The organism is Bradyrhizobium sp. MI1.3, from assembly GCF_055811695.1.
The window spans coordinates 58,806-71,469 of sequence record NZ_JBVVPQ010000006.1; the positions used below are offsets into that span (position 1 = coordinate 58,806).

Genomic DNA, 12,664 nt, shown 5'->3' on the forward strand with positions numbered 1-12,664 from the left:
CGCTGCAGACTCGCGGCAGTTCCACAGGCCTAGTCCACCGACACGCCGGCGAACTCCACCACCTTGCGCCACTTCTCGGTCTCGTCGGTGACGAGCTTGCCGAACTCGGCCGGCGTCATCGGCTTGGGGATGCCGCCGGTCTCGGTGAGGCGCGCGACCAGCTTCGGGTCCTTCAGCGCCTCGTTGACGGCCTTGTTGAGGATCTCGATCACGTCGGCCGGCGTGCCCTTCGGCGCGGAGATGCCGTAGAAGCCGACCGATTCGAAGCCGGGCAACGTCTCGGCGATCGCGGGCACATCGGGCACGCTCGGCCAGCGCTGCGGCGAGGTCACGCCGAGCGCGCGGACGTTGCCGCCCTTGGCCTGCTCCATCGCGGAGGGCAGGTTGTCGAAGATCAGCTGCACCTTGTTGGAGATGATGTCGGGGAAGGCGATCGCAGATCCCCGATAGGGCACGTGCACCATGTCGCACTTGGACATCACCTTGAACAGCTCCGCCGACATGTGCACCGAGGTGCCGTTGCCGGACGAGGCAAAGGAGATCTTGCCCGGGTTGGCCTTGCAGTAGTCGATGAACTCCTGAACCGTCTTGGCGGGAAACGCATTGGAGACGACCAGCATGTTGGTGAGCTGCATGATGCTGGCGACCGGCACGGTGTCGCGCAAAAAGTCGAACGGCAGCTTCTTGTAGAGCGAGGTCGAGATCGCGTTGTTGGGCGCGACGAACAGCAGCGTGTAGCCGTCCGCCGGTGAGGTGATCGCGGCAGCGGCCGCGATGTTGCCGCCCGAGCCGGTGCGGTTCTCGACGATGAACTGCTGGCCGAGGCGGTCGGTCAGCCACTGCGCCATGATCCGCGCCACGATGTCGACCGGGCCGCCGGCGGAGAAGCCGATGATCCAGTGCACGGGACGGTCGGGATAAGCGGCGGAGGCGGGAGGTGCGGCGCCCAACAGCGTTGAAAGGAAAACCAGCCCGAAAACACTGTTACGCAAAATTCGCAACATGACGCCTCCCATTGTTCTATTGTCGTTGGGCTGCATGCTTTCACAAAATCGGGGCGCTGCCTACATCGCCGCAAGTCGATGTTGACGCGCCCCCGCCGGGACCGACCATGAGATTCGCGATCACCCTTGTTCTCGGCGCGGCGCTGCTTTCAAGCCCCGCGGCCGCTCAAACCGGAGGCAACGCCATTCCGACCACGACACCCGGCCTGGCGATCAGCTTGGGCACCGCGACGCCCGGCGGCGGCTTTCCGCTCTATGGCAACGCCTTTGCGCAAGCGATGAACGCCGCCGATCCGCAAGCCATCATCGCCCCGCGCAACACCAAGGGCAGCAACGAGAACATTCCGCTGCTGGAGAAGGGCGAACTCGATCTCGCTCTGGTCGCGGGCGAGCCGGCCTATGAAGCCTTCGCCGGCATCGGCCGCGCGCCGGTACGGTTGAAGATTCTCACCGCGATCTATTCTAACCCCGGCATGTTCGTGGTGCGCGCGGACAGTCCATACAAGACCATTCGCGATCTCTTCGGTCAGCCCGTCGCATTCGGCGCCAAAGGCTCCGGCCTGCCGATCCTGGCGCGCTACGTGCTGGATGGTCTCGGGTTGAAGCAGGACGAGGACTTCAAGGCCGTCTATCTCGACCGCGCCGGCGACGGCCCCGCGATGGTCGAGGATGGCCGTGTCGCCGCACTCTGGGGCGCCGGCATCGGCTGGCCCGGTTTTGCGGCGGTGGCCTCGAGCGCGTCAGGCGCGCGCTTCATCGCGCCTGACAGCGAGGAGATCGCGCGCATCCGCGCCAAGCACGCGTTCCTCAAGCCGCTGACCGTGCCGGCCGGCAGCTATCCGAACCAGTCCGAGCCGATCGCCTCGCTGGGGTCCTGGAGTTTTGTGCTGACGCGCGAAGATCTGCCCGACGATGTCGCTTATCGGCTCGCGAAGACGCTTCACGGCGTCGAGCCGACATTCTGCAAGCAGCTCGCGCAAGCCTGCGAGACCACGGCCGCGAACACCGTCGCCGCCGCGCCGAAGCCCGAGCTGATCCATCCCGGCGTGATCAAGTATTTTCGCGAGATCGGGGTGGTGAAGTGACGGTCGCTCCTTAAGCGGCCGTCATTCCGGGGCGCGCACGGCGCGAACTCCGGTGCGCACTTGCGCACCTGAGAATCTCGAGATCCCGGGTCTGGTCCTTCGGACCGTCCCGGGATGACCTCTACGCGGTCACTTCTTCACCATCGCACACGCTGGGTCCGGCGGACCGAACGCCTTGTCGCCCGAGATCGTCGTGAGGATCTTGTAATAGTCCCACGGATATTTGCTTTCCTCCGGCGTCTTCACCTGCACCAGCCAGAGGTCGTGCACCATCAGATTGTCCTCGCGCAGTTTGCCGTTGCGGGCGAAGAAATCCTCGATCGGCTTTTCCCGCATCTTGGCTGCGACCTTGAGCGGATCGTCGGTGCCGGTGTCCTTGATGGCGTTGAGATAGTGCATCACGCTCGAATAGACGCCGGCCTGCCACATCGACGGCATCTTGTTCATCTTGGCGAAGTAGCGCTTCGACCATTCGCGGGTCTTGTCGTCCAGGTCCCAATAGAACGACGTCGTCAGCAACAGCCCTTGGGCCGCCTGCAGGCCGAGGCCATGGATGTCGGTGATCAGCGCCAGCAGCGCCGCCATCTGCTGGCCGCCCTTGAACACGCCGAACTCGGAGCCGGTCTTGATCTCGTTCATGTTGTTGGGCGGACCCGCCGCGATGCCGATGATCTTGGCCTTGGAGGCTTGCGCCTGCAGCACGAAGGAAGAGAGGTCGGGCGTTGCCAGCGGCGGCTTCACCGAGCCCAGCACCTTGCCGCCATTGGCGGTCACGACCGCCGAGGCGTCGCGCTCCAGCGAATGGCCGAACGCATAATCGTCGGTGATGAAGAACCAGCTGTCGCCGCCGCGCTTGACCACCGCGTCAGCGGTGCCGACCGCGAGCGCGCGGGTGTCGAACACCCACTGGATCGCGTAAGGCGAACAGAACTTGCCGTGGAAATCGGCGGTGCCGGTCGAGTGGGTGATGAACAGCCGCTTCTTTTCGTTGGCCATGTTCTGCACCGCGAGCCCGACCGCGGAGACCGGCACGTCGACGATCAGATCGACCTGGTCGACGTCGTACCAGCGCCGTGCAATCGCGCCGCCGATGTCGGCCTTGAGCTGGTGGTCGCCGACGACGATGCTGATCGGCTTGCCGAGCACGGTCCCGCCGAAATCGTCGATCGCCATCTGCGCTGCCGTCACCGAGCCCTGGCCGGTCGGCGCCGAGGCCGGACCGTTCATGTCGGTGAGCACGCCGATCTTGACGACGTCGTCGGACACCTGCGCCATTGCGGCGCCCGGCATCAGCGTCGCCAGGAATGTCGCTGCAAAGCCGGCAGCGACCGGCAGTCCAAATCTCGTTGGCTTCATGCTTGTCCTCCCCTGATCCGGCGCGTTGGCCGGTGTGTCCCGGGTATGGCCCGGCTGAATTGGTTTCTTTTGCAACTATTTGGGGGCGGGCGTCAACGTCAGCCGGCGAAGCGGATTTGTCCGGCCGGCGAGGGATCGTAGCCGGTCAGCTCCGCGGCGCGCTGGAGCAACCGCTTTTCGCTGAGGAACCGGATCAGGCCCTGCATCGCGGGCCGGAAATAGCTGCGATGCCGCATCGCGAGGTCGAAGTTTTCCCAGACCAGCGGCACGAAATCGAGGCCGGCCGAGCGCGCGGACGCACGCGTCGCGATTCCGCAATCGGCTTGTCCCGCGCGGACGATCTCGGCGAGATCCGGCCCGGTCAGGGCCGGCGTCTCGATCCGACGCAAATCGCGCGTCGACGCGGCGGCGCGCTTGAGCAGCACATCGAGCAGCATCTGCGCGCCCGTGCCCTGTTGCCGCACCGCCATCCTGGCCCCGAGCGCGAGCACGTCGGAAAGGCCGCGCAGCCGCTTGGGATTGCCCGGCGGCAGCACGAGACCTTGCTCGCGGCGCACGAACGCGACCAGCAATGCATCATGCAGGTCCGGAGCGTCTCGCAGGACGGTTGCATTGGCATCGGCGGCAAGATTGCCGTCGGCATCGAGGCTGTGGAAGTGCATCGCCACGGCCATCACCTCGTCACGCTGCAACCGCTCGAGCCCGCGCGCGCTGCCCTCGCTCATCGAGCCCAGGCCCGAGCCGGATTCGCGCAGCCCCCAATCCAGAAGCTCGTCCTGGCTGCCGCCGACGACCGGCGGCGGCTCCGCGATCAGCATGCCGGCCGGGCGCGCCAGTCCGGACAGCACCCAGAGGTCGAGTTCGTGCCGCGGGAAGAGCCACTTTCCGGTCACCTTGGTGCAGGGGATCGCACCGGTGGTGACGAGTTCGTATAGCTTGCGTTCGCCGAGCCGAAGATAATCGGCGGCTTCGCTGGTCGTCAGGAATTCCATCCTGCATTCCTATGCAAATTCTTGCTTCTTTTTGACGGTCGACGCAGGTGGAATTCTGCATTTCAAGTTTTGTCCGCCACGACCATGCCTGATCATCTCGCTGCTTTGCAACACATCCTCACGCGCGATCTCTGCTTTGGTGAACGATCCTGAATCGCTCGCGTGGTGCCCATCTTGCGGGCTGTCGCGCGCGCAACTGCAATGGGCATATGCCGCTCCGCGTGTTGCCGAGATTTCCCGAGTCGTCGGCGCGCGGACGCGGAGGGTAAAGTCTGTGGCCGGTAGTGGCTTGACCTGCGCTCTATCTGTTGTTGTCTGCATCCGGCGCGGCAACGAGCAAACGCGTCACGAGTGCGGCGCAATCGATCATCATCATGATCGCGTCATAGCCAGTGGGAACCCGATCATGGCCGTCCGCCGCCTCTCCGTTGCACTCGTGCTTCTCTGCGGCCTTGCCGCAGGCGTTGCGGCGTCATCCGCGGAGGACCGCGCGATCGTGCTTGCCACGACCACAGCGACGCAGGAGTCCGGCCTGCTCGATTACCTGCTGCCGATCTTCCGTGAGAAGACCGGCATCGACGTGACCGTGATCGCGCGGCGCGCCGACGAGGTGCTCGAGGGGGCACGAAGGGGCGAAGTCGACGTCGTGCTGATGCATGCACGGCCGCAGGAGGAGAAATTCGTTGCCGACGGTTTTGCGGTGAAGCGCTTTGACGTGATGTACAACGACTATGTGCTGATCGGGCCGAAGAGCGATCCCGCCGGCGTGAAGGGCAAGGACATCGCGACCGCGCTGAAGGCGATCGAGGCCAAGGGCGCGCCGTTCGTGACGCGCGGCGACCGTTCGGGCACCCATGCCGCCGAGCTCGCGCTCTGGATCGTCGCCGGCATCGACATCGCGAGCACCAAAGGCGGCTGGTATCGCGAGGCCAAGCAGGGCATGGCCTCCGCCCTCGATGCAGCGCGCACAGCGAACGCCTATGTGCTGTCCGACCGCGGCAGCTGGATCGCTTTTCGGGAGCGCGGCGATCTCGACGTCGTCGTCGAAGGCGACAAGCGTCTGCTCAATCAGTACGGCGTGATGCTGGTGAACCCCGCGAAGTTTCCGAACGTGAAGAAGGAGCTGGGGCAAGACTTCGTCGACTGGCTGATCTCGCCTGACGGGCAGGCGGCGATCGCCGGATACAAGGTGGACGGACAACAACTGTTCTTCCCCAATGCGGACAAGTCGGGCGGCTGACGTTCGTATCGCCAGCGGTTGCCAAACCGGGCGATGCATGGTCCATCATGGCGCATGACCCAGCGCCTGCCGCCCTTGCTGACGCCGCTCGACGCCGCGCTCGCCGCGTTGCTGAAGGGGCTCGATCCGCTCGCGCCGGTGGAGTTGCAGCTGACTGAAGCGGCCGGCTGCATCGCGGCGGGCAATCCGCTGCTCGCGGCCCGACCGTCCCGTGACGTCGCTGCCGCCGACGGCTGGGCGTTTTGGGCCAACGATCTGGTCGGCGCGTCCTCCTATTCACCGCTGCCTCTCGCAACAGCGCCCGCCTGGGTCGATGCCGGCGACGCGATGCCGGCGGGATGCGACTGTGTGCTCGATGCCGACGCAGTCGAGATGTCTGGTCCGCTCGTCCAGGTGTTGGCGGAGAGCGCACCGGGGCAGGGCGTCAGGCGCGCCGGAAGTGACATCGACGGACGCACGCCTGCCGCGGCAGAGGGGTATCCGGTCGGTCCTGGCGCTCTGCTGCTTGCGCGCGCCGCCGGACTGGACCGACTGAGCGTGCGGCGTCCGCGACTGCGCATTGTCAATGTACCAGGTGCAACGCTGACCATGCATCTGATTGCGGACATCGCACGCACCGCAGGGCTGGATGTGCAAACGCACGAGGCCGGCGCGCGCGACGCGGGATCGATCGCGGAGGCGATCGGGGCGCCCACCTGCGATCTCCTGCTGACGATCGGCGGCAGCGGTGTCGGTCGCAACGATGCAGCGGTCACGGCGCTGGCCCAGCGTGGTGACGTGATCGCCCATGGTCTTGCGCTCCAGCCCGGACGCACCGCCGCGATCGGGCGGCTCGGAACCATTCCTGTCGTCGCCTTGCCCGGATCGCCGGAACATGCGCTTGCGGTCTGGCTTGCGCTCGTGCTGCCGCTCCTCGACCGTCTGTCAGCGCGGCTGCCGCGCCGACCGATAGCCTTGTCGCTCGCGCGAAAAATTGCATCCAGCGTCGGCATCGCCGAAATGGTCCTGCTGGCCGAGGAACATCATGCGTGGGTGCCACTTGCGGTAGGAGAATGGCCGCTCCAGGCAATTGCCCGCGCGGATGCATGGCTGCTTGTTCCCGCCAGTCACGAGGGATTTGCAGCGGGCGCGCCGGTCGATGCCTATCTGATGCGGGAATGATATGGGTTTAGCATGACCATGATCCCGCAATCGCAAGTCCGCAGCGCGCTCGAACAGGAACAGTTCCTCAAAATCCTTTCCCGCGAGGAGGCGCTGGCACGCTTCGAGGCCGCGCTGTTCCCGCGCGCTCTTTCGAGCGAAACGCGCAAGCTCGGTGCTGCGCTTGGCGCGTCGCTCGCTGAAGACATCACTGCGCCGATCGACGTGCCGCCGTTCGACCGTTCCAATGTCGATGGTTTTGCGGTGCGCTCTGCGGATCTTGCGACAGCCGGCGAAGGCGCGCCGGTTCGCCTCGGGCTGAATGGCGAGACCATTCACTGCGGCACCGTACCGGCGGTGCAAGTGGCGGCGGGAACGGCAACGCCGATTGCCACCGGCGGTCCGCTGCCGCGCGGTGCCGATGCCGTGATCATGGTCGAGCATACCCAGCCGGCGGGGTCCGGTGCGATCGACGTCCGTCGCGCGGCCTCGCCCGGGCAATTCATATCCTACGCAGGATCCGATATCGCGCGTGGCGAGGCGCTGCTGCGCGCCGGCACCATCATCGGCTCACGCGAGGTCGGCATGCTGGCGGCTTGTGGTATTGCCGAGGTGAGCGTCGTGCGCAAACCTCGTGTTGCCGTGATCTCCACCGGTGACGAATTGGTTCAGCCGGGCGAGGTGCTCGCGCCCGCTGCGATCTACGATACCAACGGCGCGATCGTCACTGCTGCGATCGACGAGAACGGCGGAGAGGCGGTTTTCCTCGGCGCCATTCCGGACGACGAAGCTCAGCTCGAAGCCGCCATGAGGGGTGCGCTGGCGGACGCCGACATGCTGGTGCTCTCCGGCGGCACGTCGAAAGGCGCGGGCGACCTGTCCCATCGCATCATCGGCCGGCTCGGCCAGCCCGGCATCATCGCGCATGGCATTGCGCTCAAGCCCGGCAAGCCGCTGTGCCTTGCGGTGTGTGACGGCAAGCCGGTGGTGATCCTGCCGGGTTTTCCGACTTCGGCGATGTTCACCTTTCACGACATGATCGTACCGGTGCTGCGCAAAATGGCCGGACTGCCGCCGCGTTCCGATGCCAAGGTGAACGCGACCGTGCCGGTGCGCATTGCTTCCGAGCTCGGCCGCACCGAATTCGTCATGGTCTCGCTGGTCGAAGGCAAGGACGGCTTGATCGCCTATCCCTCCGGCAAGGGGTCCGGTGCGATCACGTCGTTCGCGCAGGCCGACGGCTTTCTGCGCATCGACGCACTCGCCGACAAGATGCCGGCCGGGACCGAGGCCGAGGTGACGCTGTTTACGCCGCATGTGCGGGTGCCCGATCTCGTTATCGTCGGCAGCCATTGCACCGGCCTCGATCTCGTCACGGCGCAACTCGCGCATGCCGGCCTGACCGTGCGCTCGATCGCCGTCGGCAGCCTCGGCGGACTTGCGGCGGCGCGGCGCGGTGAATGCGATCTGGCGCCGATCCATCTGCTCGACGAAAAGAGCGAGACTTACAATACGCCTTACCTCGCCGAAGGACTCGAGCTCGTGCCGGGCTGGCGGCGGATGCAGGGCATCGTGTTCCGCAAGGGCGACAAGCGTTTTGAAGGCCACAGCGCGAAGGATGCCGTGGCCGCGGCGCTCGCTGATCCCTCCTGCATCATGGTCAACCGCAACCAAGGCGCCGGCACGCGCATCCTGATCGACCGGTTGCTCGGTGGTGCGCGCCCGGAGGGCTATTGGAACCAGCCACGCTCGCACAATGCGGTGGCCGCGGCGGTCGCACAGCACCGCGCCGATTGGGGCATGACCATTGCGCCGGTCGCCAACGCGGTTGGCCTCGGTTTCATTCCGCTCGCGGAGGAACATTATGACTTCGCGCTGGTGACGGCGCGCAAGCAGCGTCCGGCAGTGCGGGCCTTTCTCGATGCGCTCGGCTCGGACGAAGCGCGCGCCGCGCTGGAGCGCGCCGGCTTCCGACCGGCGTAGTCTGGCGTCGTTCGGTCAGCGCTCCGCTACGAGGTTTGGATTGTCTCCCCGCCGGTCTGTTCGCGCACGCGCTGCCGCTCCTCGGCTTCGGCAAGTGCGCGCTGCGCGGCGGGTGGCAGCGGGCCCTCAACGATTTCAGGCTTGCTCCGCCACTTCGTGTCGTCGACTGCGACCGAGCAATCGAGTGCGAAATCGATCACTTCGAAGATAACGTTCAAGAGGGGGTCCGTCATGGCTGATCCGGGCAATGTCCCGATCATTGGTCGCTCGCGTTCTCGTCTCGGTTCACGGCCCGCGAACCCAAGCTCACGCGGCCTTAAGCGGCGTCATCGAGTGCGGTCAGCCGTTCCGCTTCCGCGATATCTTCAACGGTGTTGGCATTGAAGAACGGATCGAGCGGCTCCGTCGGCCACGTCACGGTCGCGAGCGGGTAGCGCGCGGTCCAGCGGTCGATCTTGCGGAGGTCTTCGACCACCAGCGCATGACGCAGTTCGTCGCGCAAGCCAACGCGCCACAGGCCGATCACCGGATGCGATTGATCGCCTGATGCCGCAACGGCGAGCTCGGCATTCGCCGCGATGCGTTTTTCATGCAAGCGCGCGACCAGATCGCGCGGCAGGAACGGGCAATCGCAGGCGGCACTGAGCACCCACTTCACCTCGGGCCGGTTCGCCGCGGTCCAGTCGAGCGCGGCAAGGATGCCGGCGAGCGGGCCGGGAAAGCCGGGCACGTCGTCGGCGATGACCTGCAATCCGAACGCGGCGAAGCGGACGGGATCGCCGTTGGCATTGAGGATCAGCCCGCTGCATTGGGGCGATAGGCGCGCGATCACGCGTTCCAGAATGGTGCGGCCGCCAATGGTACGCATCGGCTTGTCGCCGCCGCCCATACGCCGCGCGAGGCCGCCGGCGAGCAGCACGCCTTGCGTGGTCGGAAAGCTAGTCGTCACCACCTTCACCCTTGCGCTTGTGCTTGGCCGATTCTTCCTCGACGTAAGCGAGGTTCTGGTCGTAGACGATGCGCTCTGCCCCCGACAACGCGATGAACCGTTTGCCGCGGGCGCGGCCGACCAGCGTCAAGCCCACCTGCCGGGCGAGATCGACACCCCAGGCGGTGAAGCCGGAGCGCGACACCAGGATCGGAATGCCCATGCGGACCGTCTTGATCACCATCTCCGAGGTGAGCCGTCCCGTGGTGTAGAGGATCTTGTCGGATGCATCGACGCCGTGGCGGTACATCCAGCCCGCGATCTTGTCGACGGCGTTGTGACGGCCGACATCCTCGGTGTAGCAGAGCGGCTCGCCCTCCCTGCACAGCACGCAGCCGTGGATCGCACCAGCCTCCAGATAGAGCGAGGGCATGGTGTTGATGGTCTGAGTCATCTGGTAGAGCCAGGAGGTGCGCAGCTCGGCCTTCGGCAGCGCCACGCTCTCGACCGCCTCCAGCAGATCGCCGAAGGCGGTGCCCTGCGCGCAGCCCGAGGTCTGTGTGCGCTTCTTCAACTTGGCTTCGAAATTGGTGTGGTGCTCGGTGCGCACCACCACCACTTGGAGGTCGTCGTCGTATTCGACCTCGGTGACCGCGTCATTATACTTCAGCATATTCTGGTTGAGCAAATAGCCCAGGGCCAGATATTCCGGATAGTCGCCGATCGTCATCATGGTGACGATCTCCTGCGAATTCAGGTAGAGCGTCAGCGGGCGCTCCACCGGCACCTTGATTTCGATCCTGGCGCCGGACTGGTCGGTCCCGGTCACGCTCTCGGTGAGGCGCGGGTCCTCGGTGTCAGGGACGATCAGGGGCACGGGGGCTTTGTCGATCTTCATCATGGCCGCGACGTTAGCATGACATTCGGGTCAAGCCGATATAAGCATGCTAGCGAGAGAACGAAATGCCGCCTATTCGTCATTGCGAGCGAAGCGAAGCAATCCAGGCTGCCGCCGTGGATGCATTCCTGGATTGATTCGCTGCGCTCGCAATGACGGAGAAGAGAGTGGTTCCATCAAGGACCGGGTCGCTCGCGGAGACGGAGCTGGAATGAAAGTCATCGGCCTTGCAGGCTGGAGCGGTGCGGGCAAGACCACGCTGTTGACGCGGCTGATCCCGCATTTCAATGCGCTTGGCTTGCGCGTCTCGGTCATCAAGCATGCGCATCACCAGTTCGACGTCGACGTGCCCGGCAAGGATTCCTGGCGCCATCGCGAGGCCGGCGCGGCCGAGGTGCTGGTTGCTTCGTCAAATCGCTGGGCGCTGATGCACGAATTGCGCGGGGCGGCGGAGCCGCGTCTGCCGGAACTGTTGAGCAAATTGTCGGCCGTCGATCTCGTCGTGGTCGAGGGTTTCAAGCGCGAGCCGCATCGCAAGATCGAGGTGCATCGCGCCGCCAACGACAAGCCGCTGCTGTTTCCCGATGATCCCGGAATTTTCGGGATCGCGGCCGACGTTGCCATTGAAACCCGACTGCCGACCGTCCATCTCGACGATATCGCCGCCGCCGCGGAATTGCTGCTGCGCGCCGCGATGCCAGTCGAGGAAGCGGTCGCGAAAAGCGCTGCGATGCGCTGACGAGGCACCATGGCGCAATTGTCGGACGATTGTTTTGCCTTCGGCGGACCGATGATGTCGGTCGACGAGGCCGTTGGCCTGATCACGACGCGCGTCAACGCGATTGTCGATCTCGAAACCGTGGCGCTCATCGATGCAGATGGGCGCGTGCTGGCCCGCGATATCGCGGCGCCGCTGCCGTTGCCGCCCTTCACCAATTCCGCTGTTGACGGCTACGCCGTGCGCAACGCAGATCTTCCTGATAGCGTTGAGCGGGCATTCCCGCTCGACGGCCGCATCCAGGCCGGCGGTCTGGCACTGGCGCTGATCAAGGCCGGCCACACCGCGCGCATCTTCACCGGCGCGCCGATGCCGCCGGATGCCGAAACCGTCTTCATGCAGGAAGATGTCCGCATCGACGAGGCCGGTCGAATTGTGCTGCCGCCGGGGCTGAAGCCGGGCGCGAATGTCCGCCCTGCGGGAGAGGACATTCCCCAGGGCCACATCGCGCTGCGCGCAGGCCAGCGCTTGCTGCCGCAACATGTCGCGCTCGCGGCGGCGTTCGGCCTGGTCCGGCTCGACGTCGTCAGGCGCATCCGCGTCGCAGTGTTCTCGACTGGTGATGAACTGGCCTCGCCCGGCGAGCCGCGCGCGGCCTCGCAGCTGTTCGACTCCAATCGCTTCATGCTGATGGCGATGCTGCGCCGGCTCGGCTGCGAAGTCAGCGATCTCGGCATCTTGCGCGACGAGCGGACGTTGCTCGCGAATGGCTTGAAGCAAGTCGCAGGCAGTCACGATCTGATCCTCACCACCGGCGGCGTCTCGACCGGAGAGGAGGATCACGTCAAGGCGGCGGTCGAGAGCATCGGCTCGCTGGTGTTGTGGCGGATGGCGATCAAGCCGGGACGGCCCGTGGCGATGGGCATCATCGAGGGCACACCGCTGATCGGATTGCCGGGCAATCCCGTCGCGAGTTTCGTCACCTTCGTGCATGTGGTGCGGCCGACGGTGCTCGCGCTTGCGGGCAGCCTGCCGGAGCCGCCGTTGCCGATCCCGGTGCGCGCGGCATTCACCTACAAGAAGAAGGCGGGGCGTCGCGAATATGTTCGCGCTTCCTTGCGGCGCACGCCGGACGGTGCACTCGAGGCCATCAAGTTTCCACGCGAGGGCGCTGGGCTGTTGTCCTCACTGGTCGACACCGACGGCCTCATCGAGCTCGATGAGGAGGTCACGCGTGTCGAGCCGGGGCAGAGCGTGGGTTTCTTGTCCTATGCCGATCTGCTCTGAGTCTTGGCGTTGCGTTGGCGCTGTCCTGGCGTT

At 65.6% G+C, this 12,664-nt stretch carries 12 protein-coding genes; 6 read left to right on the forward strand and 6 right to left on the reverse strand.

Features of this window, described 5'->3' with window-relative positions; translation table 11 throughout:
- Positions 1 to 29 precede the first annotated feature (29 nt).
- Positions 30 to 1,004, reverse strand: a complete 975-nt coding sequence (locus tag AC0L3A_RS05815; protein WP_007600653.1) for a Bug family tripartite tricarboxylate transporter substrate binding protein — start codon at positions 1,002 to 1,004, stop codon at positions 30 to 32.
- Between the two features lie 107 nt (positions 1,005 to 1,111).
- On the opposite strand from AC0L3A_RS05815, the gene AC0L3A_RS05820 reads away from it, so the two are divergent.
- Complete coding sequence (locus tag AC0L3A_RS05820) at positions 1,112 to 2,089, forward strand: TAXI family TRAP transporter solute-binding subunit (protein ID WP_473253816.1); 978 nt, start codon at positions 1,112 to 1,114, stop codon at positions 2,087 to 2,089.
- A gap of 129 nt (positions 2,090 to 2,218) precedes the next feature.
- Here the strand turns inward: AC0L3A_RS05820 and AC0L3A_RS05825 are convergent, their stop codons facing one another.
- A complete protein-coding gene (locus AC0L3A_RS05825; protein ID WP_007600658.1) occupies positions 2,219 to 3,445 on the reverse strand; it encodes an ABC transporter substrate-binding protein in 1,227 nt (408 codons plus the stop codon).
- Between the two features lie 98 nt (positions 3,446 to 3,543).
- Positions 3,544 to 4,437: a helix-turn-helix transcriptional regulator gene (locus tag AC0L3A_RS05830; RefSeq protein ID WP_007600659.1), complete on the reverse strand. Its 894-nt coding sequence runs from the start codon at positions 4,435 to 4,437 to the stop codon at positions 3,544 to 3,546.
- A 406-nt stretch (positions 4,438 to 4,843) separates the two neighbouring features.
- Between AC0L3A_RS05830 and AC0L3A_RS05835 the strand changes: the two genes are divergently transcribed.
- Genes AC0L3A_RS05835 through AC0L3A_RS05845 form a run of 3 tightly spaced genes read left to right on the forward strand, consistent with a single transcriptional unit; the run spans position 4,844 to position 8,800 of the window.
- On the forward strand, positions 4,844 to 5,677 hold the full coding sequence (locus AC0L3A_RS05835; RefSeq protein WP_007600660.1) for an ABC transporter substrate-binding protein: 834 nt from the start codon (positions 4,844 to 4,846) through the stop codon (positions 5,675 to 5,677).
- A gap of 54 nt (positions 5,678 to 5,731) precedes the next feature.
- Complete coding sequence (locus AC0L3A_RS05840) at positions 5,732 to 6,838, forward strand: molybdopterin-binding protein (RefSeq protein WP_007600661.1); 1,107 nt, start codon at positions 5,732 to 5,734, stop codon at positions 6,836 to 6,838.
- Between the two features lie 12 nt (positions 6,839 to 6,850).
- Positions 6,851 to 8,800 (forward strand): molybdopterin biosynthesis protein, encoded by a 1,950-nt coding sequence (locus AC0L3A_RS05845; RefSeq protein WP_007600662.1) that lies wholly within the window; start codon positions 6,851 to 6,853, stop codon positions 8,798 to 8,800.
- Positions 8,801 to 8,826: 26 nt separating this feature from the next.
- On the opposite strand, the gene AC0L3A_RS05850 is transcribed toward AC0L3A_RS05845, so the two are convergent.
- From AC0L3A_RS05850 to fdhD, 3 genes are read right to left on the reverse strand one after another with little or no spacing between them, the layout of a single operon-like run.
- Positions 8,827 to 9,060 carry a hypothetical protein gene (locus AC0L3A_RS05850; RefSeq protein ID WP_245285994.1) on the reverse strand — a complete coding sequence of 78 codons (234 nt, stop codon included), beginning with the start codon at positions 9,058 to 9,060 and terminating at the stop codon, positions 8,827 to 8,829.
- Between the two features lie 56 nt (positions 9,061 to 9,116).
- On the reverse strand, positions 9,117 to 9,752 hold the full coding sequence (mobA, locus tag AC0L3A_RS05855) for a molybdenum cofactor guanylyltransferase MobA (protein ID WP_007600664.1): 636 nt from the start codon (positions 9,750 to 9,752) through the stop codon (positions 9,117 to 9,119).
- On the reverse strand, positions 9,739 to 10,629 hold the full coding sequence (gene fdhD, locus AC0L3A_RS05860) for a formate dehydrogenase accessory sulfurtransferase FdhD (RefSeq protein WP_007600665.1): 891 nt from the start codon (positions 10,627 to 10,629) through the stop codon (positions 9,739 to 9,741). Before fdhD ends, mobA begins: the two co-directional genes overlap by 14 nt.
- 208 nt (positions 10,630 to 10,837) lie before the next feature.
- Here fdhD and mobB point away from each other — a divergent pair, with 208 nt between their 5' ends.
- Complete coding sequence (mobB, locus tag AC0L3A_RS05865; protein WP_007600666.1) at positions 10,838 to 11,365, forward strand: molybdopterin-guanine dinucleotide biosynthesis protein B; 528 nt, start codon at positions 10,838 to 10,840, stop codon at positions 11,363 to 11,365.
- A gap of 9 nt (positions 11,366 to 11,374) precedes the next feature.
- The gene (locus AC0L3A_RS05870) at positions 11,375 to 12,631 is read left to right on the forward strand and encodes a molybdopterin molybdotransferase MoeA (RefSeq protein WP_007600668.1); all 1,257 of its coding nucleotides are present in this window, start codon (positions 11,375 to 11,377) and stop codon (positions 12,629 to 12,631) included.
- The last annotated feature ends 33 nt before the right edge of the window (positions 12,632 to 12,664 follow it).